General features: G+C 43.9%; 18 protein-coding genes. 7 read left to right on the top strand and 11 right to left on the bottom strand.

Features of this window, described 5'->3' with window-relative positions; genetic code table 11:
- Positions 1–39: 39 nt before the first annotated feature.
- On the bottom strand, positions 40–393 hold the full coding sequence (locus R7127_RS05220) for a hypothetical protein (RefSeq protein WP_053306622.1): 354 nt from the start codon (positions 391–393) through the stop codon (positions 40–42).
- Between the two features lie 10 nt (positions 394–403).
- Complete coding sequence (locus R7127_RS05215) at positions 404–1,477, bottom strand: hypothetical protein (RefSeq protein ID WP_172563539.1); 1,074 nt, start codon at positions 1,475–1,477, stop codon at positions 404–406.
- Between the two features lie 310 nt (positions 1,478–1,787).
- On the opposite strand from R7127_RS05215, the gene R7127_RS05210 reads away from it, so the two are divergent.
- Positions 1,788–2,597, top strand: coding sequence for a hypothetical protein (locus R7127_RS05210; protein WP_017821380.1), 810 nt, complete (start codon positions 1,788–1,790; stop codon positions 2,595–2,597).
- Between the two features lie 109 nt (positions 2,598–2,706).
- Here the strand turns inward: R7127_RS05210 and fadR are convergent, their stop codons facing one another.
- On the bottom strand, positions 2,707–3,546 hold the full coding sequence (gene fadR / locus R7127_RS05205; protein WP_005380824.1) for a fatty acid metabolism transcriptional regulator FadR: 840 nt from the start codon (positions 3,544–3,546) through the stop codon (positions 2,707–2,709).
- A 639-nt stretch (positions 3,547–4,185) separates the two neighbouring features.
- On the opposite strand from fadR, the gene nhaB reads away from it, so the two are divergent.
- Positions 4,186–5,772, top strand: a complete 1,587-nt coding sequence (nhaB, locus tag R7127_RS05200) for a Na(+)/H(+) antiporter NhaB (RefSeq protein ID WP_005380822.1) — start codon at positions 4,186–4,188, stop codon at positions 5,770–5,772.
- Positions 5,773–5,855: 83 nt separating this feature from the next.
- Positions 5,856–6,392, top strand: a complete 537-nt coding sequence (gene dsbB, locus R7127_RS05195; RefSeq protein WP_017821379.1) for a disulfide bond formation protein DsbB — start codon at positions 5,856–5,858, stop codon at positions 6,390–6,392.
- A 79-nt stretch (positions 6,393–6,471) separates the two neighbouring features.
- On the opposite strand, the gene R7127_RS05190 is transcribed toward dsbB, so the two are convergent.
- Entirely contained in the window at positions 6,472–7,089 is a 618-nt protein-coding gene (locus tag R7127_RS05190; RefSeq protein ID WP_017633855.1) for a YecA family protein, read from the bottom strand.
- Positions 7,090–7,259: 170 nt separating this feature from the next.
- Between R7127_RS05190 and dusC the strand changes: the two genes are divergently transcribed.
- Positions 7,260–8,219, top strand: coding sequence for a tRNA dihydrouridine(16) synthase DusC (gene dusC / locus R7127_RS05185; RefSeq protein WP_017633856.1), 960 nt, complete (start codon positions 7,260–7,262; stop codon positions 8,217–8,219).
- Between the two features lie 51 nt (positions 8,220–8,270).
- Here dusC and R7127_RS05180 read toward each other — a convergent pair whose 3' ends face one another.
- The 6 genes from R7127_RS05180 to yfbV form a co-directional block, all read right to left on the bottom strand.
- Positions 8,271–9,731 carry a sensor domain-containing diguanylate cyclase gene (locus R7127_RS05180; protein ID WP_318148302.1) on the bottom strand — a complete coding sequence of 487 codons (1,461 nt, stop codon included), beginning with the start codon at positions 9,729–9,731 and terminating at the stop codon, positions 8,271–8,273.
- A gap of 174 nt (positions 9,732–9,905) precedes the next feature.
- On the bottom strand, positions 9,906–11,732 hold the full coding sequence (malZ, locus tag R7127_RS05175; RefSeq protein ID WP_318148301.1) for a maltodextrin glucosidase: 1,827 nt from the start codon (positions 11,730–11,732) through the stop codon (positions 9,906–9,908).
- 141 nt (positions 11,733–11,873) lie between these two features.
- The gene (locus tag R7127_RS05170; RefSeq protein ID WP_005387275.1) at positions 11,874–12,668 is read right to left on the bottom strand and encodes an ABC transporter ATP-binding protein; all 795 of its coding nucleotides are present in this window, start codon (positions 12,666–12,668) and stop codon (positions 11,874–11,876) included.
- Positions 12,665–13,600 (bottom strand): ABC transporter permease, encoded by a 936-nt coding sequence (locus tag R7127_RS05165; RefSeq protein ID WP_012841584.1) that lies wholly within the window; start codon positions 13,598–13,600, stop codon positions 12,665–12,667. Before R7127_RS05165 ends, R7127_RS05170 begins: the two co-directional genes overlap by 4 nt.
- A gap of 174 nt (positions 13,601–13,774) precedes the next feature.
- A complete protein-coding gene (locus R7127_RS05160) occupies positions 13,775–14,740 on the bottom strand; it encodes an ABC transporter substrate-binding protein (protein ID WP_005380811.1) in 966 nt (321 codons plus the stop codon).
- A 330-nt stretch (positions 14,741–15,070) separates the two neighbouring features.
- Positions 15,071–15,523 carry a terminus macrodomain insulation protein YfbV gene (yfbV, locus tag R7127_RS05155; RefSeq protein ID WP_005380809.1) on the bottom strand — a complete coding sequence of 151 codons (453 nt, stop codon included), beginning with the start codon at positions 15,521–15,523 and terminating at the stop codon, positions 15,071–15,073.
- A 347-nt stretch (positions 15,524–15,870) separates the two neighbouring features.
- Here yfbV and R7127_RS05150 point away from each other — a divergent pair, with 347 nt between their 5' ends.
- The 3 genes from R7127_RS05150 (at position 15,871) to R7127_RS05140 (ending at position 20,113) form a co-directional block, all read left to right on the top strand.
- Entirely contained in the window at positions 15,871–17,067 is a 1,197-nt protein-coding gene (locus R7127_RS05150; RefSeq protein ID WP_005380807.1) for an acetate kinase, read from the top strand.
- A 136-nt stretch (positions 17,068–17,203) separates the two neighbouring features.
- Entirely contained in the window at positions 17,204–19,348 is a 2,145-nt protein-coding gene (pta, locus tag R7127_RS05145; protein ID WP_005380805.1) for a phosphate acetyltransferase, read from the top strand.
- Between the two features lie 342 nt (positions 19,349–19,690).
- Positions 19,691–20,113, top strand: a complete 423-nt coding sequence (locus R7127_RS05140) for a hypothetical protein (RefSeq protein ID WP_005380804.1) — start codon at positions 19,691–19,693, stop codon at positions 20,111–20,113.
- A gap of 114 nt (positions 20,114–20,227) precedes the next feature.
- Here R7127_RS05140 and R7127_RS05135 read toward each other — a convergent pair whose 3' ends face one another.
- Positions 20,228–21,175 (bottom strand): glutathione S-transferase family protein, encoded by a 948-nt coding sequence (locus R7127_RS05135; RefSeq protein ID WP_005387267.1) that lies wholly within the window; start codon positions 21,173–21,175, stop codon positions 20,228–20,230.
- Between the last annotated feature and the right edge of the window lie 15 nt (positions 21,176–21,190).

Raw genomic sequence — 21,190 nt, 5'->3', positions numbered from 1 at the left:
CAACTAGGCTTATATTCACCGTTCTACAGAGCCCTGCGCTTAACTGGTTTTCACTCTGTACTCTTCAGGCCCCAACCCCATAACTGCTCCCAAAGCAAGTGCCATCACGAAGCTTATTGTGACAATATACGCAAGCACTCGGTCAAAGACTGTCGCGTACTTTAGAATAAGTTTGTCTTCTACCAGCGATACTTTCGTAGGTTTACCTCGCATCAACACTGAGGCGTACATGGGAAACCTAAAACCCCACCCATTTCTGTCCCAGCCAATTGGATCATGACCATCCTGCAATATTTTTGTCTCAATCCGCTTTGCTGATACACGAATAAAAACCAATGTGCTCAGTAACCATGTCCAACCAACAATCATCACTATAAGATCGAAACAAAACACAATTACTCCTTTAAAACCAATTTACTTTAGAGCTAGTTTCATAGGTTTTTTCTGCTAAACCTTGCCCAAACCAATCACCCATTTTTGCAGCCGCATAACCAGCCCCTAAACCAACACCTATTAATACTACTACTCCAAATGGGCCAGCAGCTAAAGCGATTCCCATTCCAGATGCAATCACTTTGGATGTGGTCCAAATGCCAGCAGCGTTGCTCGCACCAAACCCAGCAACTTCCATTGCCGCTCTTTTTTGCCAATTTTCTCCGTTATTCTTGGCATTTCGAACATTGTTAAAGCGAACACCAGCATCAATCATGATAATCTTTTTACCTACAATACTAGAGCTTTGTTCAAGAACTCGAATTGAGCGGATGTTAGCTATAGATGTTAAATGTAACTTAGTTATATCCCTACCGCTTCGCGCGATATTGACAGCCCTATTCGGGTTGCTCCAAATGTTACCGCGGCTACTTTTAATTCGCCCTGCATGATGGGCAAGTTCTTTTGTAAATTTTGCATTCAAAGAACTATGAGCTTCTTTAACTCTATATCCAAGCTTCACAAGCTCCTTTTTCTGCGCACCATTTCGTGAGGCTGTACGTACATCTAGTAAGGCATTTTGATATTTGAGCAAAGCTTTCCCGAAATTACTCAATCTGACTTGCTTTTCATTAACAGCAGTAGCGGCAGCACCTACTGCAGTATACTCATCGATTTTCCCCCCCATAGTATGATTAGTAGCATCTAAAAAAGGCTTAATCTCTTTTTCATAGAGGAGGGCTACCGCTTGTAAGTTTTCATCGCCAAACTCACTTGTTAGATTGGCTACATTTCTTTTGGTTTCTTGTGACCAACTTTTTACAGTATCAAGAGCACAAGCTATATCAGGTCTCTCGCTACGCAACTTAGCTATGTTGATCACAGAGCCTTCGTTCAGTATGAAAGGAGTACCTGCGGGAATAAAACTACCAAATATATGTGGGTTGTCCTTACGAAACTGAAGGTACCTATCCTCATCATTTGTATCGATAGGGAGCGTTATCTTTGAGTGAGTACTGAAGCATAGGTCGAATTTATTAGACAAATTAATTACCTCGAACAATCAACAAAATAGACAACTTATATCATATGAAGTGTTCGAATATTTTAATTTCTAAACATTGTGACTTGAATCATACTAAAAAGTAATCAATATGTAACTCACAAAGAATAACGCGTACACCAAGCATCGACACCGAATAATCAAACATATTCACAAATTTGGTGAATCCATGCACCAACAACGACCATTCAAAAAGAACATTCAATATAACCAATTGTTTAAATTGAGTTTTTGTTTGGCATCAAAACTGCAGTCTTCCTTGTTAGGTCCAAACACTAACAAGGAGTTGGTTATGTTTGTTTTGATTTCCACACTATTGTCCATCGCTATTTTAGCCGGAATATATCACTTATCTTCTAAACGAGAGCAGCAACATGCGCGCAAATATCAGCTGTTAACATTGTTGCGAGATGTTGTTCACCTTCTGAGACACCACCGAGCTGCTACTCACTACTCGCTTCAATTCCAACAAAACGATCAACAAAAATTGGACGCTCTTCATGATGCTCTGACTAACAAGCTGCATCTTTTAGTCGAAACATCACGGTTTGAAAACAAACCCATGTATCGCGTATTACAGATTAAAGTAGGGAAACTACTTGAACAATGGAATGACCATAGTGTTGCAAGAAACCAGATGGAGCATGGTAAGTTAATTCGTCATTGCTTGTTTTTGATGGATGAAGTAACCATCGCATGGCTAGCGGTTGAACAAAGAGATGACTTACATAATGAGTATCACATGAACTGGCAAAACATTATGGATAGCTTGGAGACCCTGACTCAGTTACGAATCAGCATTCAAGATTTAGGAGAGCAAGGCGGAAATGAGCGTTTCAAAAATTATGCATCGGTCATGATGCGTAAGCTAAACCAACTAGCGGTTATCGCTCCACTTAGCATTACCTCTCCTGCTTCCACGCGCTCAATACAGACGCTAAATGAATACGTGACAGGGAGTCATGTCGACTTAACAGAAGCAGAGCTTTATGGCGTCACATCGGACTTGTCATTGACCATCTTCAATACTTACGACCATGTCCTTTCAGATGTCGTAGAGTCATTATATCTACCGTTACCCAGACTCTCACTAGCAGGATAAACGTTCCATACCTTATTATTGGTGCTTGGTTCGTCGCCGACTTATAAATAAAAACAAAAAACCGCAGGCCTAAGGCACTGCGGTTTTCGTTTATTCAACTTGTCAGCGCTTAGCTGTCGTCTTCCGTGAAGTTCGTTGGTAATTGCTTTTTCATTTCGTTCCAGATCAACGCACTTTCCATACCATAATGACGAATCACTACTGGTAGTTGCTCACGCTGGCCACTTTCACAAGTTTCGAGCAATTGATGGTAAAACTTCAGAGCTAGCTCACGAGAAGCTGGATTTGAGAAGTAGTAGCTACCGACACGATCGTAGAGCTTCTTCAAACCATTAAAGATCAAACCGTAAATTTGATTTCCTGAATGGAATGCTAGGCGCTGGAAAAGCATATAATCGTAAAAGTTGAACGTTTTAGCAATCAAGATTTCTTGACGCTTCGCTTCATCTTTCTCGTTATCTTCTTTCACATTCTGCAGAACTTTTTCAGCATACGGCGAAGAAGCGATGAATTCGTCCCAGGAAGCCGCATTCATTAAAGCTTCACAAGATTCGATTACGTTCTTAATTGTACGCTCAGAGCTCTCTTTGTTCGCTTTAAATGCATAGCGCATAAAGATAGGACTGATGTTAGTACGTGCCGCAAGCAGATCTTCTACAATGTTTGTCGCATTATCAACGTCTAGCGTCATTAAAGTATCCAAAATATGCAGACCAGAGGTCTCCATAAATTGGTTAACTTTCGTAGGTTTGCCGTGCTGGATAGTCAGCCATCCATCACGGGCTAGTCGTTGAAGAACCTCTCTTAAAGTCGTTCGAGTAACACCAATCAGTTCGGACAGCTCGCGCTCAGCAGGTAAAATTGAGCCTGGAGGAAAACGGCCGTTCCAAATGCTCTCGATAATATATTTTTCTGCGAATCCCGCAGGGCTTTTCGCCTTTATGACCATTCTACTTTTTATCCAATATTGATTTCTGAGGGTCGATACTACTCATCATACCACTACTTAGCGGTTTGAGAAAATTTACGATCAATAGTGGAAACGACTCCATAACATAGAGTTAATACTCTATATGTTGTGTCAATTTAAGAGGCTCTAACATGCGAGCGAAAGCAGTAAAATATGAATTTTCATTTAATTAAACAGCTCACAAATCTCGGAGAAATAAAGACAACCGTGTCACATTTTTATATTCAAAATATGAAAAATTACTTTGTATATCACAGTTAATATTCTTTCTTAATTTGCCTTTTCTCGTCACTGACCGTCATTTAAAATCCAAGAGGATTTTTTTAAGACTTTCATGGTATAGTAACGCCGTTTTGATCGCGTTATTACATTTAAAAAGTCATTTTAGTCGGTAGCATCACGTTTTGTTATTGACTAATAAATGCCTGAGTGTAGAGTTTGCGGTCGAAAGTGAGCGGTGCTTGAGTTCAGGGGAAGTAACTTGGCAAGACTACAATAAACAAAGGATTGTTGTTTTACTAAGTTATTGTTTTTAAAGACTAGTTAATAAGTCTAACAAACAGATACTTAAGCACTATTGTAGTGTCTATTCATAATTTTGTTATAAAGAGAATTATCATGCCGATATCGCTCGGAAACGCTTTTATCAAGAACTTCCTTGGTAAAGCGCCTGATTGGTACAAAGTTGCCATTATAGCCTTCTTAATAATTAACCCGATTGTATTCTTCCTAATAAACCCATTTGTAGCTGGATGGTTGTTGGTCGCTGAATTTATTTTCACGCTAGCAATGGCATTAAAATGCTACCCATTACAACCTGGCGGTTTACTTGCTATTGAAGCCATTGCTATCGGCATGACTAGCCCTGCGCAAGTTAAGCACGAATTAGTAGCAAATATCGAAGTACTGCTACTTCTGGTATTTATGGTTGCGGGCATCTACTTCATGAAGCAGCTATTGCTGTTCATTTTTACCAAAATTTTACTTGGCATTCGCTCTAAAACCCTACTATCACTCGCGTTCTGCTTTGCTGCGGCATTTTTGTCTGCATTTTTGGATGCCTTGACGGTTATCGCCGTTGTTATCAGCGTGGCGATCGGCTTTTACTCTATCTATCACAAAGTAGCGTCTGGTAACCCTATCGGTGACCATGACCATACACAAGATGACACGATCACTGAACTAACGCGTGATGACCTAGAAAACTATCGTGCCTTTTTGCGCTCTTTGTTGATGCATGCTGGCGTAGGTACTGCCTTAGGTGGCGTAACCACGATGGTTGGTGAACCTCAAAACTTAATTATTGCAGACCAAGCGGGTTGGTTATTTGGTGAATTCCTAATCCGTATGTCTCCAGTGACACTACCTGTATTTTTCTGTGGTCTCATCACTTGTGCTTTAGTTGAAAAGCTTAAAGTGTTTGGCTACGGCGCGAAGCTTCCTAATAACGTTCGTCAGATCCTCGTCGATTTTGACCGTGAAGAGCGTAAAACGCGAACAAATCAAGATGTCGCAAAACTCTGGGTTCAAGGTCTTATTGCGGTTTGGTTGATCGTTGCACTCGCTTTGCACTTAGCGGCTGTCGGCTTAATTGGCCTTTCTGTGATCATTTTAGCGACCGCATTTACTGGTGTCATTGAAGAGCACTCCATGGGGAAAGCGTTTGAAGAGGCCCTGCCCTTCACTGCACTGCTTGCAGTATTTTTCTCGATCGTTGCCGTAATCATTGACCAAGAGCTATTTAAACCAGTCATCGATGCGGTGCTTGCCGTTGAAGATAAAGGTACCCAGCTAGCTCTGTTCTATGTGGCGAATGGCTTATTATCTATGGTGTCGGATAACGTGTTCGTTGGTACGGTTTACATCAATGAAGTAAAAACTGCACTCATTGAGGGTCTCATTACTCGTGATCAGTTCGACTTACTGGCGGTGGCAATCAATACTGGTACTAACCTGCCTTCTGTTGCAACGCCAAACGGTCAAGCGGCATTCCTATTCTTACTCACATCGGCTCTCGCTCCATTAATTCGTCTGTCTTACGGTCGAATGGTTATCATGGCGCTGCCTTACACCGTCGTTCTTGCGATTGTCGGTCTGATGGGAATCATGTTCTTCCTAGAGCCTGCAACCGCTTCTTTCTACGAAGCTGGTTGGATTTTACCTCATAGTGGTGATCTGACTCCCGTAGTATCCGGTGGTCACTAAAATTTGAGTTGATTAGGAAACTTATCCACGATAAAAAGCTCTGAGTATTCAGAGCTTTTTCTATTTCAGACAGGAACAAAAACGTGACTATTTTAAATTCACTTAACCAGTTTTCAAAGGGACGTTTATCGTGGCTACTGCTTCTGCTATTCGTCGTTTTCTTTGAAGCATGTGCCCTCTATTTTCAGCACGTCATGATGCTTGCACCATGTGTCATGTGTATTTATGAAAGAGTCGCGATGATGGGAGTGGGCGTCGCTGCAATGGTTGGTATATTGGCACCCAAGAACCCAATTTTCCGCTGGCTAGGTTTGATAGGCTGGGGATTAAGTGCTTACAAGGGTTTGTTACTTGCGATGCAGCACGTTGACTACCAGTTTAATCCATCACCATTCGCGACTTGCGATTTATTCGTCACATTCCCTAGCTGGGCTCCGCTCAATCAGTGGGTTCCTTGGATGTTTGAAGCATATGGTGATTGCTCTAAGGTTGTGTGGCAGTTCCTTGATTTATCAATGCCACAATGGTTAGTCGTAATTTTTGCAGGCAATTTAATCGCTTTGGCATTAATTGTAATTGCACAATTCTTCCCTGCAAAACGCGTTAATCCAATTCGTTAATCCTACTGACGCGTAAAAATTAACAAAAAGCCGACCATCTGGTCGGCTTTTTGTTAAGTGGATAGCGCGGCGATTCGCTTTAGCCGCGTGATTGACCACAGCACTGCTTGAATTTTTTTCCGCTCTCACAAGGACAGGGATCATTGCGCCCGATACCTTTGAATGGGTTTAGGCTTTGAGCTTTATTGCCTACCATCAACTCATCCGCGCCCAGCGCGACTTCACCGACCATTAAATCAAGCTGGTCGACTAAATCTGTCAGGGCCGGTGGCGTTTCAATACCTGCGTCGCGCATCTGTTGCTGCGTTGCTGGCTCATCGATAGCCAGCATCAAAGTGGTCAGTAATGCTTGCAGCATACGCTGTAATCCATCATTGAGCTCAACGTCCTGCCACTGTTCTTCAATCATTGGCCAAACAGACATAAAGCCTTCGGCAAAATCAGCAAGTTGTTCGGGATCTTTGCCTGTTAGCTCTAGCACGGAATATTCGTTTCGTTGAATTCGGTTATGCTGCTTGTGAATTTGCTCTTCCACAGCTGGTTGAATCGCTTTGAATCCCTCACCTAATAGCGGCTCTAACCACTTTTCAGGAGCGAGTGGTTTTGTCGTCAGATTCGCAGCTAACACTGCGCCTTCGATAAATAGGCAAGATTCATCGACGTGAACTTCACCTTTTTCAATCAATGTGTATTGCATGACATCTGGTTTCCCATAAATTTGGCGGCATTATACCTCAGAGCTCAAAAGCACGTAACCTAACGTTGTGTGTTTGACTGCATTGGGCGCTTCGACTCTTTTAATGACAAACTTAACTTACATCGCTACAATCGCCCTCCTTTTTACCACCAAACTGTATTAGGCAAGCTATGCGAGTAGTACTAGGCCCAATGGAAGGCGTTTTAGATCATTTGATGCGCCAAATCCTGACCGAGATAAACGACTATGACCTGTGTGTTACGGAGTTTGTTCGCGTAATCGACCAGCTATTACCCGATCATGTATTTCACCGTTTATGCCCGGAGCTGTTGCAAGGTTCTCAGACTGCATCTGGTGTGCCAGTACATGTGCAATTGTTGGGACAAGAACCAAACTGGATGGCTGAGAACGCAATTAAAGCGGCAAATCTTGGCGCCAGAGGTATTGATATAAACTTTGGTTGCCCAGCCAAAATGGTCAACAAAAGTAAAGGTGGTGCTGCTCTACTTCAGCATCCTGAGCTCATTCACCGTGTGGTTAAAGCTTGTCGAGAAGCCGTTCCAGAAGCCATTCCCGTAACTGCAAAAATTCGTCTTGGCTGGGAGAACCCTGAAGATTGCTTTGAAATTGTCGATGCCATTCAGTCTGCTGGCGCAAATGAATTGACCGTACACGCACGTACTAAACAAGGTGGTTATAAAGCTTCTGAGATAAAATGGGATTACATCAACCAAATTCGCGAACGTTTCGATATCCCACTGATAGCGAATGGTGAAATTTGGAATTATGAAGACGGTCAACGTTGCATTGAAACGACTGGCGTTAACTCTTTGATGGTGTGCCGAGGCGCTTTCAATATCCCTAACTTAGGCAATATGGTAAAACATAACCACCAGCCAATGTCATGGCCCGAGGTGGTTGAGTTGCTCATCTATTATTCCAAGTTTGAGATGAAAGGCGATAAAGGCTTGTATTACCCAAACCGCGTAAAACAATGGTTCTCTTACTTACGTCAGGCTTATCCTGAAGCAAAAGACCTATTTAGAGAAATCAGAACGTTCAACAAAGCCGCACCAATTGTTGAGCATATTCAACGCTACCGCGATGACTTAAACTCTCAGGTTGCATAACTCCCGAACACAAAAAAGGACGAATATCTCGTCCTTTTTTGTACCTAAATCCTAGTAACAGATCTTATTTTTGCCGGTACTTTTGGCTTGATATAACTTTTCATCCGCCGCTTTAAACAATTCATCAAAGTTTTCTACTCGGCTCTCTTTACTAAACACCACACCGCCAGAGATCGTAAAGCCTTCTTTCGTTACGCGTGTCGAGCGCTCATCTATGGCTTTTTTTACTCTGTCTAAAATGAGTTTAATGCCTTCTGAATCTTCGTCATAAATCGCTAAAACGAATTCTTCGCCACCAAACCTTGAGGCAACATCGGTATGGCGAATATTTTCACGTATACATTTTGCAACAAGCTGAATTGCAGAATCACCGACATCATGACCATAGGTGTCGTTGATCTTCTTGAAGTTATCAATATCGAACACTGCCAAAGCAACCTGTTTTTTTGTCATCTTATTACGCCACACGGTTTGCATACCTCGACGATTCAATAAGCTGGTCATTGGGTCTCTTGCTGCCAGTTCTTTAAAGTAACGTCGCTCGCTATGCATATTCACATAGAACAAGACGACGGTACTCAGCACGTAAATAAATAGTGCGACAATAAGGCTGTATTTTTCAAAAACCGCTAGGTTCTTAGCTTCATCCCAAAGGTTGTACTCGTAGTACATGCTGTGATTCGCACTCAATCGCTCTAATTCGACTGGTTTGATTCGTGTACTGTTTGAAGGAATGGATTGTAAATTGGAAACCAAATGAAACTGACCAACAAGACCTAGCGACGAAGCCATGAGCGTATTGATGTCAAAATCAATAGACAAAACACCTTGATGTTCTCCTTTCTCATAGACGGGTACCGTCATACTAATGACTTGACCTTCCATCGAGTCCAACACAGGCCCTGGTCCAGCCAAGGTAATGTTCACTTTATCTTGCGCGGTTTTTTGCCAAAAAGGTCGGGCTTTTAGCGTTGACAAAAGCTCTCTTGTGAAATTTTTTGCGTAGGTATCGGGTGAGGAGATAACGTAACCGCGCTTGTCAATGTAATGGATTCCAACAATGTGCGATTCAATATCGTGCAGAAATGACAATGACGGCGCAAAACCCGCCTTTTGTTCAGCTAACTGGTTAATCGTTGAACCTTGCTGACATAAGCTTTCGTCCCCTACGATCATATAATCAAGGTCAACCGCAGGTAACCCTTCACTATAAACACTTTCGAGTAATAACACATCTATAGGCCAAAGATAACAAAGCCCTTCTTTGACTAAAGAATTATGTTCTTCAAACAGTGGGTTAGCGTAATTAGTATAGTTGGTGAAGCTGTAATCTAAAGCCGTGAGTACTTTAATATCGCGAGACATTGCACGCTCGATACGCGAATACTCAGAATCGATATAGCGGTTAACCGCATCATAGTAATTTTTCGTTGTCACGAGTAAAACCACTACAAATAACGCCAGAGGAAAAAAGATGACAAATGAGAGGCTAAATCGCCTTTGGTTTACCATTGAGTACCATGCATATGAAAGGTCAATAGTCTCTTATGACTGCTATTAAATTGATACTCGTTATCTGGTGACGCATGCAATGCAGCACCAGATAACAAGAGACCAAACAAATGTGTGCGCGCTGTTTGAGACCGTTTATATATTAAAGGAGTTTAATCAATATAGAGTGTGGTGTCACTTTAGTCGCCATAATTTGCAGCTCTGTGCCGACATATTGACAGAGATATGACCTTTATAATCAACCTGTTCTGTGTCATCTAACAACGATATAACTTGGCTAACCTCCAAGCCCAGTTGCCACATAGGTAAATCGATTGAACATTCATTACCACTGAGATTAATCATAACAACGACTGCTTCACGACCCAGTACACGTGCGTACGCCAACTGGTTGTTAGTGCAATGCAGCCATTGAATACAGCCCGACTGTAAAGGCTTACATTGTTTACGTATCTTGATCCATTGTTGGTAAAGCGATAGCCATTGTGAACTTTCGATTTCATTCCAAGGAAAACAACGACGATTATCCGGGTCTAGACCTCCTTCTAGACCGACTTCACTCCCGTAGTAAATACAAGGCGTGCCAACGTAAGTCATAAGCATTGCTAGCGCGATGTTCATTTTACGCTTATCACCATCAACCAGTGTGATAAACCGAGCAGTATCGTGACTATCGAGTTGATTTAGCTGCGATAGCTGATTAGAAAATGGGATTTTTGCTCTGGCTTCGTCCAACCATACTTTAAACTCCAAACCATCAATGTTGATTGGATCGTACATAATGTCTTGTCGTGCGATAAAAGCTCGGACTGGATGAGCAAAACCGTAGTAGTTCATCGCCCCATCCTCTTGATCACCTTGCAACCACTGCGTTGCTTCAAAAAAGTGCTCACCTAACACATAAGCATTCGGGTTTACTGACTTAGTTGCATGACGAAACGCTGCCACATAATGAGCATCGTTTTTCGCGCCTTCCCCTTCGCCAAGCATATGGATTACATCAAACCGCCAGCCATCAACCAAGTACGGTGGCTTCAGCCAATACTTGATGACAGACTCTTCACTTTGGTAGATGTAGTCGCGCACCTGTTCATTTTCAAAGTTCAGAACCGGTAAGTTACCAATGCCTTTCCAACCCATGTAGTGATTGGTTTCGCCTTCGAAAAAGTAGTAATCACGGAACTTTGACTGCGGATTGCCATACGCTCCTTCTCCTTTTTGTTCGATATCAAACCAAGGATGATGCACTGACGTGTGGTTAAACACCGCGTCTAAGACAATCTTCATATTCTTACCACGGATTTTCTCACACAGTTCAGCAAACTGATCATTGGTGCCGAACATAGGGTCAACAGTGAAGTAATCAGTGGTGTCGTATTTATGATTACTTGGTGAAGAAAAGATCGGATTAAAATAAAGCGCAGTAACGCCGAGCTGTTCAAGATAGTCCAACTTTTGCTCCACACCTTTGAGGTCGCCGCCAAAGAATTCACGCGCCCCGGTATTTTGGTGAGAGCCTACCGCGTCTCCCCACCCCTTGACGACCGATGCAGAATCATACTGAGCATAAGCGTGGCGAATATCGGACTCACTTTTACTAGCAGAAAAACGGTCAGGAAAGATTTGATAGAAAACTTGCTCTTGGACCCAGCTTGGTGGTTGATGGTTTACATTCAACTTAAAGTGGAACTCTTTGGGTGGAATACGCTTTTGTACGCCTCGTGCATCGAGCCAGTATTGTTGTCCGTCTTTGAGGAGCTTAAACACATAATGCGTGACATCTCGATCTTGATTTGGTCGAAACGATGCCTCCCATAGTAATAATTCACCAGCCGTTCCTACTTGAGCCATGTCGACCAGATATTCTTCGTTGTCCGGCTCAATACGCACATAGACGGAATCAAAATCCAATGTCTCGGTTTTCAGTCTGACTGTAACTTGCTCGTCATTAAAAGCTAAACCATCAATAGTTTGACTATGAAAAATAAATGGCAGGTTCATTATGGGCACTCCTCGTCATCGGATATGCCACTATGTTATTGAAGAATTAGAGACAAGAAATCCTCCTTGCGAGTTGACATATCAGCCAATTTTCTCAAGGAGGATCACACTTAGTAGGCGTAGTGACTTGTCGGATACCGCTTAGTTCAACAAAAGACTGTCATCTGCCAGCTCTTCACCACGCACTTTGGAGAACATATCCAACAAGTCTGGTACTTGCATGTTAGCGCGCTGCTCTCCAGCCACATCAAGCACAATTTCACCTTGGTGAAGCATTACGGTCCTATCGCCACATGCTAATGCGTCTTTCATCGAATGCGTCACCATCATCACGGTTAAATCGAACTCATCGACAATACGTTTAGTTAAGTCGATAACAAACGCCGCCATACGAGGATCAAGCGCAGCCGTGTGTTCATCAAGCAACAACAACTTACTCTCCGATAACGTCGCCATCACAAGGCTAACGGCTTGTCGTTGTCCACCAGACAGCAACCCAATGCTATCGCCCAAGCGGTCTTCTAAACCAAGACCGAGGATGCTAATTCGCTCTTGGAACAGCTTACGACGTTTGGTAGAGAGCGCCAACCCCCAGCTGCGTTTTTTACCACGCATGTGCGCTAGAGCCATGTTCTCTTCTATCGTCAGTTCACCACAAGTCCCGGCCAATGGATCTTGAAACACTCGGGCGCATTGCGTCGCACGTTGGGCAACCGTCTGCTTGGTGACGTCTTTGCCATCAATGATAACCTGACCACCTATCATCGGCGTCTCACCTGTCACCGCACCAAGCAACGTCGATTTTCCTGCGCCATTAGAACCAATCACGGTAAGAAATTGATGCTCTGGAACCTCTAAAGAGACGCCTTTCAATGCACGATTTTCCAAAATCGTCCCAGGGTTGAACGTGACCTGAATATTATTTAGTTCGATCATAATGCCTCCCCAGAACCATTTTTTGATGCCGCTTGTTTAGCATCAGTAACGCGTTGTTTCGCTCTCATGCTCTGTTTTAGCTTTGGAGCAATAAGCGCCACAGCCACCAATACTGCGGTAACCAGGTTGAGGTCTGAAGCTTGTAAACCAAACATGCCAGAGCTCAAAGCGAAAGCCACTGCAAGGCGATAAAGTACCGAACCGATGATGACCGCAAACACCGCAACCCAAATCTTGCGCCCGGGAATAAGGGTCTGCCCCAAAATCACAGCTGCCAAACCAACGACAATGGTGCCCACGCCAGAGGTCACATCCGCAAAGCTGTTCGTTTGTGCAAACAACGCGCCTGCGAATCCCACAAACCCGTTGGATAAAGCCAAGCCAAAGTAGGTATAAAAGCCAGTGCTCGCCCCTTGCGCAGAAACCATACGCGCATTCACACCCGTGGCTCGTAAACCAAGACCAAAGTCGCTGTTCAGCAGGCGAATGACAAAGAAAGCGGAGAGAAGAACTAAGACCCCAACAACCAGAGGGCGAATAAACATCGCATCGCCCAATGCTTCAAACGGAGTGAGAATAGTATCCTCTCCAAGCAACGCCATATTAGGTTTACCCATAATACGAATATTAATTGAAAATGCAGCGATCATGGTAAGAATGGAAGCTAACAGGTGTAAAATACCACACCGAACAGCCAGAAAAGCGGTTACCCACCCCGTCATACTACCAGCTATCATCGCCATTATTGTCGCAAGCCAAGGATTAATACCTGCGACAATCGCCGTTGCAGCCACCGCCGCTCCCATTGGAAAGCTGCCATCCACACTCAAATCGGGGAAATCGAGAACACGGAACGTAAGATACACACCCAGAGCGACTAGGCCATAAATCAAGCCAATTTCGAGTGCGCCAAAAAAAGCAAATGCAGACATAACTGCTCCTTTCTGCATGCTCAGGCTGGCTAATACCAACCTGAACTTAAGACTTCTAACGTATACTCCCCTTCTTCTCTAGCAGAATGCTTTACACGAGAAATCTGGAGAGTATCAGTTTTGGGGCAAGCCTCTATCAACCAACGTGACAGGCTTAACCCCAAAAAGCGTTACTTATTGCATGCTTGTCGCACGTTCAATCACAGAACTTGGCAGCTTGATACCGAGCTTAGATGCTGCGCTTTCATTAATTACAAGGTCAGAGCCCGTCGCGACTTTTACATCCAGCTTGCCTGGTTCTTGACCATCAAGAATCGCCGCCACGTAATCCGCGGTTTGTACACCAACCTGGTAGTAGTCAAAACCTAAGCCTGCAATAGCACCCTTTTCGACATACGACGTCGCGCCACCAAATACAGGTTTCTTCGCTTGATTCGCTGCCACAATCATCCCTTCAATCGCACTTGCAACTGTATTGTCTGTTGGGGCGTAAAGAATGTCTGATTTCGCTGCAATCGCTTGAGTCGCAGACTGAACATCAGCACTTTTTAGTGCGGTCGCTTCAACCACTTGTATGCCTTTTGCTTTTGCGCTTTCTTTTAATAATTCAACTAAAGTCACGGCATTAGCTTCACCGGGATTAAATACAACCCCGATGCTTTTCACCTGAGGAAGAATTTCTTGGATGAGATCGACATGCTGAGCAACGGGTGAAAGATCAGACAGGCCAGTTACGTTTTTGCCTGGTTGTTCCATCGACTTAACCAATTTCGCACCAACCGGATCTGTTACCGCAGTAAAGACAACAGGAATAGAGCGAGTAGCCGACACCAAAGCTTGTGCCGAAGGTGTCGCGATGCCAACTAACACATCAGGATTTTCACCGACGTACTGACGGGCAATTTGCACCGCAATCGCTGGATTACCCTGTGCGGTCTTATAATCAAATTCTAGATTTTTGCCTTCTTCGTAGCCTTTCGCTTTCAAACCATCAAGCAATCCTTGGCGCGTCGCGTCTAACGCCGGGTGTTCGACAATCTGTGAAACTGCGACAGTTGCAGTGGCGGCCAGTACATTGGTAGAAGAGAAAATAGCAGTAGCTGATAGAACGGCAGTGGCTAATAAACGTTTCGTTTTCATCATAACTCCTTGATGTGACTTCGTCCTTGTTTCACGAGCTTTCAATATGTGTATCGACTCGTGAATTCAAATGTTTGAAGGCGGTATTGTTGTGTTCATATAACTGTGCACTTCTTGCGCATCTTGTTTTTATTATTACTACTAAGTCTTAGTAAAGAAAAGAAAGATTTAACACTAAAGCAACATTTGTGATCGGGGGGACTTCTTCATCCGGAAAGAATCTTTGGTAAACAAAGCTTCGCTCGCTTCATCAACGACCGTCAAAGTAGGTAATAGAGGCAGGATCAAAAATGGAGCGGCCAGTGCACACTCCATTTCAAACAATTTAAATTAGAACCAACGCTCTAATGACGATTTATCGAGCTGGCGAAACGCTCGGTTCAGTATTATCGCAAGCTCTTTGTAACGAGGGCGAGCTTTGACAGGCTCTAATGCAAAACCTGTTTCCACAATTTTTTGATGCAACTCCCGATACCAAGAGGCCAAAGAAGGCGGCAATTTCGTGTTGGATCGAGCACCAAGCCACCAAATGCCTTGAAGTGGCAAGCTAATCGCAAACAAGGCAACAACAATGGATTGAGGTAACGCGTGGTAATTGTTGAATGCCATTTGAGTGAGTACGCTGATCGCAGCAACGGCCGGCATGACTTTAATGCCAAAGCGAGTCGCCTTAATGATACGCTGTTCCGGAAATATGGCGCTTAGCTCTTTACGAACTGGCCAGATCTCCATGTAATTCTGGCCATCTTTCAGGCTATGGATCAATCCGACTTTATTACTCATACCGCTCTCTCACTAAAAAATAGTTGAACATTTCAACTGAAGGTACAAAAAATTGATGAAAGTTAATATTCTTTCAAATTTTTTTTGTTATCATTGCTTATTATCGCTATCCTTTGCAGACCCTCAATCTCATTGTTGCTGTTATTTACAATTTAAGCAACTCCGAGATATCTATCTGCACGGATCGCATCATAGTGATGGAAGGGTTCATCACTATTTCTTTATATGGAATTAGAACAATTTTTGACCAGGATTAGTACGCAGCCTTCTGGGTATCGGCTATTCTTGTGATTAATTTTTCATTCTTTAACTGATTTTTTTATCAGACGAATAACAGGTAGTCATACATGTCTAAGCTAGTTTTAGTTTTAAACTGCGGTAGTTCTTCTCTTAAATTTGCCGTTGTTGATGCCGAGAACGGCGACGAGCACTTGTCAGGTCTTGCTGAGTGTCTTCACCTTCCTGAAGCTCGCATCAAGTGGAAACTTGATGGCAAGCACGAAGCTCAACTAGGCAATGGTGCAGCTCACGAAGAAGCACTAGCGTTTATGGTAGAAACTATTCTTGCTTCTAAGCCAGAGCTTAAAGCTAACCTAGGCGCAATCGGTCACCGTATCGTTCACGGCGGCGAGCAGTTCACTCAATCTGCACTAATTACTGATGAAGTTCTAAAAGGTATTCAAGACGCTGCAACATTTGCACCTCTTCATAACCCTGCTCACATCATCGGTATCGAAGCGGCTAAGAAAAACTTCCCAGAGCTGAAAAACGTTGCTGTATTTGACACTGCGTTCCACCAAACTATGCCTGAAGAGTCTTACCTATACGCTCTTCCATACAACCTATACAAAGAACACGGTATCCGTCGTTACGGCATGCACGGTACTTCTCACTTGTTCATCACTCGTGAAGTTGCAGGCCTACTAAACAAACCAGTTGAAGAAGTAAACATCATCAACTGTCACCTAGGTAACGGCGCATCTGTATGTGCGATCAAGAACGGTCAATCTGTAGACACTTCTATGGGTCTTACTCCACTTGAAGGTCTGGTAATGGGTACTCGCTGTGGCGACATCGACCCTGCTATCGTCTTCCACCTACACGACGCTCTAGGTTACTCTGTTGATCAAATCAACACGATGCTAACTAAAGAGTCTGGTCTTCAAGGTCTAACTGAAGTGACTTCTGACTGTCGTTTCGTTGAAGACAACTACGGTCAAAAAGAAGAAGCAACGCGCGCAATGGACGTGTTCTGTCACCGTCTAGCTAAATACGTTGCTGGCTACACTGCTTCAATGGAAGGCCGTCTAGACGCAATCACTTTCACTGGCGGTATCGGCGAGAACTCTGGCCCTATCCGTGAAATGGTTCTAAACCGTCTTGGCATCTTCGGTATCGAAGTAGATAGCGAAGCTAACCTTAAAGCTCGCTTCGGCGGCGAAGGCGTTATCACGACTGAAAACAGCCGTATCCCTGCAATGGTTATCTCTACTAACGAAGAGCTAGTCATCGCTGAAGACACTGCTCGCCTGACAGGTCTTTAATTGAATTCCTGGCTAGCCACTCGGCTAGCCAGATTTTCAATCAAACGAATTTCTTAGGGGCTCAACTCCTATTCTTCGAGCTTCATGGAATAAGAGTTGAGCTTTTATCCCCCAAATAGCTAAAGGTACTCTACGAATGTCTCGTACTATTATGCTTATCCCTACTAGCGCAGGCGTTGGCCTAACAAGCGTTAGCATGGGTGTTCTTCGCGCTATGGAGCGTAAAGGCGTTAAAGTTTCTTTCTACAAGCCAATCTGTCAGCCACGTTCAGGTGGTGATCAGCCAGATCTGACTTCAACTATCGTTGGTCGTAACAGCGATATGAAGATCGGTGAACCAATGGCGATGTCTGTTGCTGAAAGCCTAATCGGTAACGACAACATGGACGAGCTGCTAGAAACCGTTGTTGAACGTTACAACCAAATCAACAAAGACGCAGACGTTACGCTAATCGAAGGTCTTGTACCTACTCGTAAGCACCCATTTGCAAACCAAGTAAACGCGGAAATCGCGGCAACACTTGGTGCAGAAATCGTGCTAGTTGCGACTCCAGGTACTGATAACCCTGCGCAACTGAAAGAGCGTATCGAAGTAGCATGTTCTAACTTCGGCGGCACTAAAAACAAAAACATCTCTGGTGTTATCATCAACAAACTAAACGCTCCTGTTGACGAAGCTGGCCGTACTCGCCCTGACCTATCTGAAATCTTTGACGATGCAGACAGCGCAAAACAAAACGAATTGAAAGTGATGGAAATTTTCAACACTTCTCCAATTCGTGTACTAGGTTGTGTGCCATGGAGTATTGATCTGATTGCGACTCGCGCAATCGACATGGCTAAGCACCTGAAAGCAGATATCATCAACGAAGGTGACATCAACACTCGTCGCATCAAGAGCATCACTTTCTGTGCACGTTCTCTGCCAAACATGATTGAGCACTTCAAACCGGGTTCTCTACTTGTTACTTCTGCAGACCGTCCTGATGTTATCGTTGCTGCTTCTCTTGCTGCAATGAACGGTGTGGATATTGGTGCAGTACTGCTAACTGGCGGTTACGATATCCCTAGCGAAATCGAAGGCCTATGTAAACCAGCATTCGACACTGGTCTACCTATCTTCAAAGCACAAGGTAACACTTGGCAAACGTCTCTAAACCTGCAGAGCTTCAGCATCGAAGTACCTGCAGACGATAAAGAGCGTATCGAGTTCATCAACGAACACGTTGCTGGCCACATCGACGGTAACTGGATCGAGTCTATGACTGAAGGCACTCAGAAGTCTCGTCGTCTAAGCCCACCAGCGTTCCGTTACCAGCTAACTGAACTTGCTCGTAAAGCAGGTAAGCGTATCGTTCTTCCAGAAGGTGACGAACCACGCACAGTTAAAGCAGCAGCGATCTGTGCTGAACGCGGCATTGCAGACTGTGTACTTCTAGGTAACCCAGATGAAATCCGTCGCGTAGCGGCTCAACAAGGCGTTGAGCTAGGTACTGGTGTAACCATCATTGATGCAGATGCTGTTCGTGAAAACTACGTTGCTCGCCTAGTTGAGTTGCGCGGTGCGAAAGGCATGACTGAAGTTGTGGCTCGTGAGAAGCTACAAGATTCAGTATTCCTAGGCACAATGATGCTTGAGAACGACGAAGTTGACGGCCTAGTTTCTGGTGCTGTTCACACTACGGCGAACACTATCGTTCCTCCGTTCCAAATCATCAAGACGGCACCAAATGCGTCTATCGTATCTTCAGTATTCTTCATGCTTCTGCCTGATCAAGTACTGGTTTACGGTGACTGTGCAATCAACCCAGATCCAACTGCTGAACAGCTTGCTGAAATCGCTATCCAATCTGCTGACTCTGCAGCAGCATTCGGTATCGAACCACGCGTTGCAATGATCTCTTACTCTACTGGTGAATCTGGTAAGGGTGCAGACGTTGATAAAGTACGTGAAGCAACAAAACTGGCTCAAGAGAAACGTCCTGATCTTATCATTGACGGTCCTCTACAGTACGACGCTGCTATTATGGAAAACGTTGCTGCTTCTAAAGCACCAAACTCTCCAGTTGCAGGTAAAGCGACAGTATTTGTATTCCCAGACCTAAACACGGGTAACACGACTTACAAAGCGGTACAACGTTCAGCTGACCTAGTATCTATCGGTCCAATGCTGCAAGGTATGCGTAAACCTGTAAACGACTTGTCTCGTGGCGCGCTAGTAGACGACATCGTGTACACCATCGCTCTAACAGCTATCCAAGCAGACCAAGAAGCTAAATAATCGCTTCTAACATCTAGTTGGATATAGATACAAAGCCCTCGATTCGTCGAGGGCTTTTTCTATTGCTGGCCAGAACACTTATTTGTTTTTTATACCAATCACTGCACAACCTATAATTACTGGTGCACAAAGCTTTTCTTCCTATCGCCCCCCATACCTAATCGACATTGCTCGTGCTTGTTCTTACACCGATTGACCCACTCCCCAAAATGCATTGGCTCCAAAGCAGCACGGTCCCTGTTCAATTTATCGACATTATTTACGTTTTAGCTAAACTTTTTTGCTAGGAAATACGTAAAAGCTACTGCAATGCACAAACTCATTGACTGCTAAGGAATATATATGAAGGATTTCATCAATACATCACTGATAAAGTTTGGTTTAGCTGCGTTTCTGATTAGTTTTTCTTCATTCAGCTTTTCCGCCCCGAGTATTAAAGGCGTCGATCAAGATATGTCCGGAGGAACGGTGACCGCTGAAATGGCTCATGCTGATGACAATGGGTGGATGGTTGTCCACCGAACAGACGAATCAATGAAGCCTGGTCCTGTTATCGGCTACGCTCCGTTAAAAATGGGAAAGAATGAAAACGTAAATGCAATTTTGATGGAACCAGTAGAATCAGGCGATATGCTGATGTTAATGGTCCACGGAGAGAAAGGTGGCATGAAGACTGGTGTGTTTGAGTATACGCTCGGCGCTAAAGAGGACGGTCCTGTAAAAGTGGACGGAAAGCTAGTGATGGACATCGTACGCGCTAAGTAAGGTGGCGATGAATGAAAAAGTAAACTTCCTACTCCCGGTATTTAGATGACACAAAAGTACTTAACGGCATTGCTAACCGTTAAGTACTTTTTCATTTGCGATGGAAGCAGCAAACTAGCCAATCCTTTCTCTTCCATGAGGAGTATTTAGGTCTAAATCAGGCCCTTTTGGTACAACTTGCGTCGGATTAATCCCAGTGTGGCTGAAGTAGTAGTGGCGTTTAATGTGATAGAAATCCGTCGTTTCTTCGACGCCTTCGACTTGATATAACTCTTTTAAATAGCCTTGTATATTTTCGTAGTCTGCGATGCGCTGCTTGTTACACTTGAAATGCCCCACATACACCGCATCAAAACGAATAAGAGTCGTAAACAAACGCCAATCAGCCTCAGTAATTGTGTTCCCTGCTAAGTAACGATGCGTCGCTAAGTGAGCATCGATTTTATCTAACGCATTAAACAAAGAATCAAACGCTTCTTCATACGCCTCTTGTGTAGTCGCGAAGCCACAACGATACACTCCGTTGTTGACATTTGGATAAACAAAATCGTTCCACTCATCAATAACATGTTTTAGATGATCTGGATAGTAGTCGTCGTGATTCCCTGTTAACGCATTGAATTCCGAATTGAACATGCGAATGATCTCTGACGACTCGTTTGACACAATAGTATTGGTCTTTTTATCCCAAAGTACAGGCACGGTTACGCGGCCCGTGTAATCGGGTTTGGCCTGCGTGTAAATTTGATACATGCGCGTGTGACCAAACAATGGCTCAGGAAGCCCCATTTGCCAACCTTGGCTGAGCATATCAGGGCAAACGACCGTGACATCAATATGTGGTTCTAAACCTTTCAGCTTGCGGAAAATGAGGGTTCGATGTGCCCACGGACAAGCAAGAGAGACATACAAATGGTATCGACCGGACTCTGGTGTAAACTCCGCATCAGGGTCGTTTTTAACCCAGTTACGGAATCCGGCATCTTCGCGCACAAATTTGCCACCATTTGATTTTGTGTCATACCAGACATCTTGCCAAACACCTTCAACCAACTTACCCATGATTGCTCTCCTCTC

Origin of the sequence: Vibrio sp. 1159, assembly GCF_033340395.1 — a bacterium.
In the GTDB taxonomy this organism is placed as follows: domain Bacteria; phylum Pseudomonadota; class Gammaproteobacteria; order Enterobacterales; family Vibrionaceae; genus Vibrio; species Vibrio alginolyticus.
Note: the sequence above shows the minus strand (reverse complement) of the source record. Positions and strands in the feature narration are given on the sequence as shown.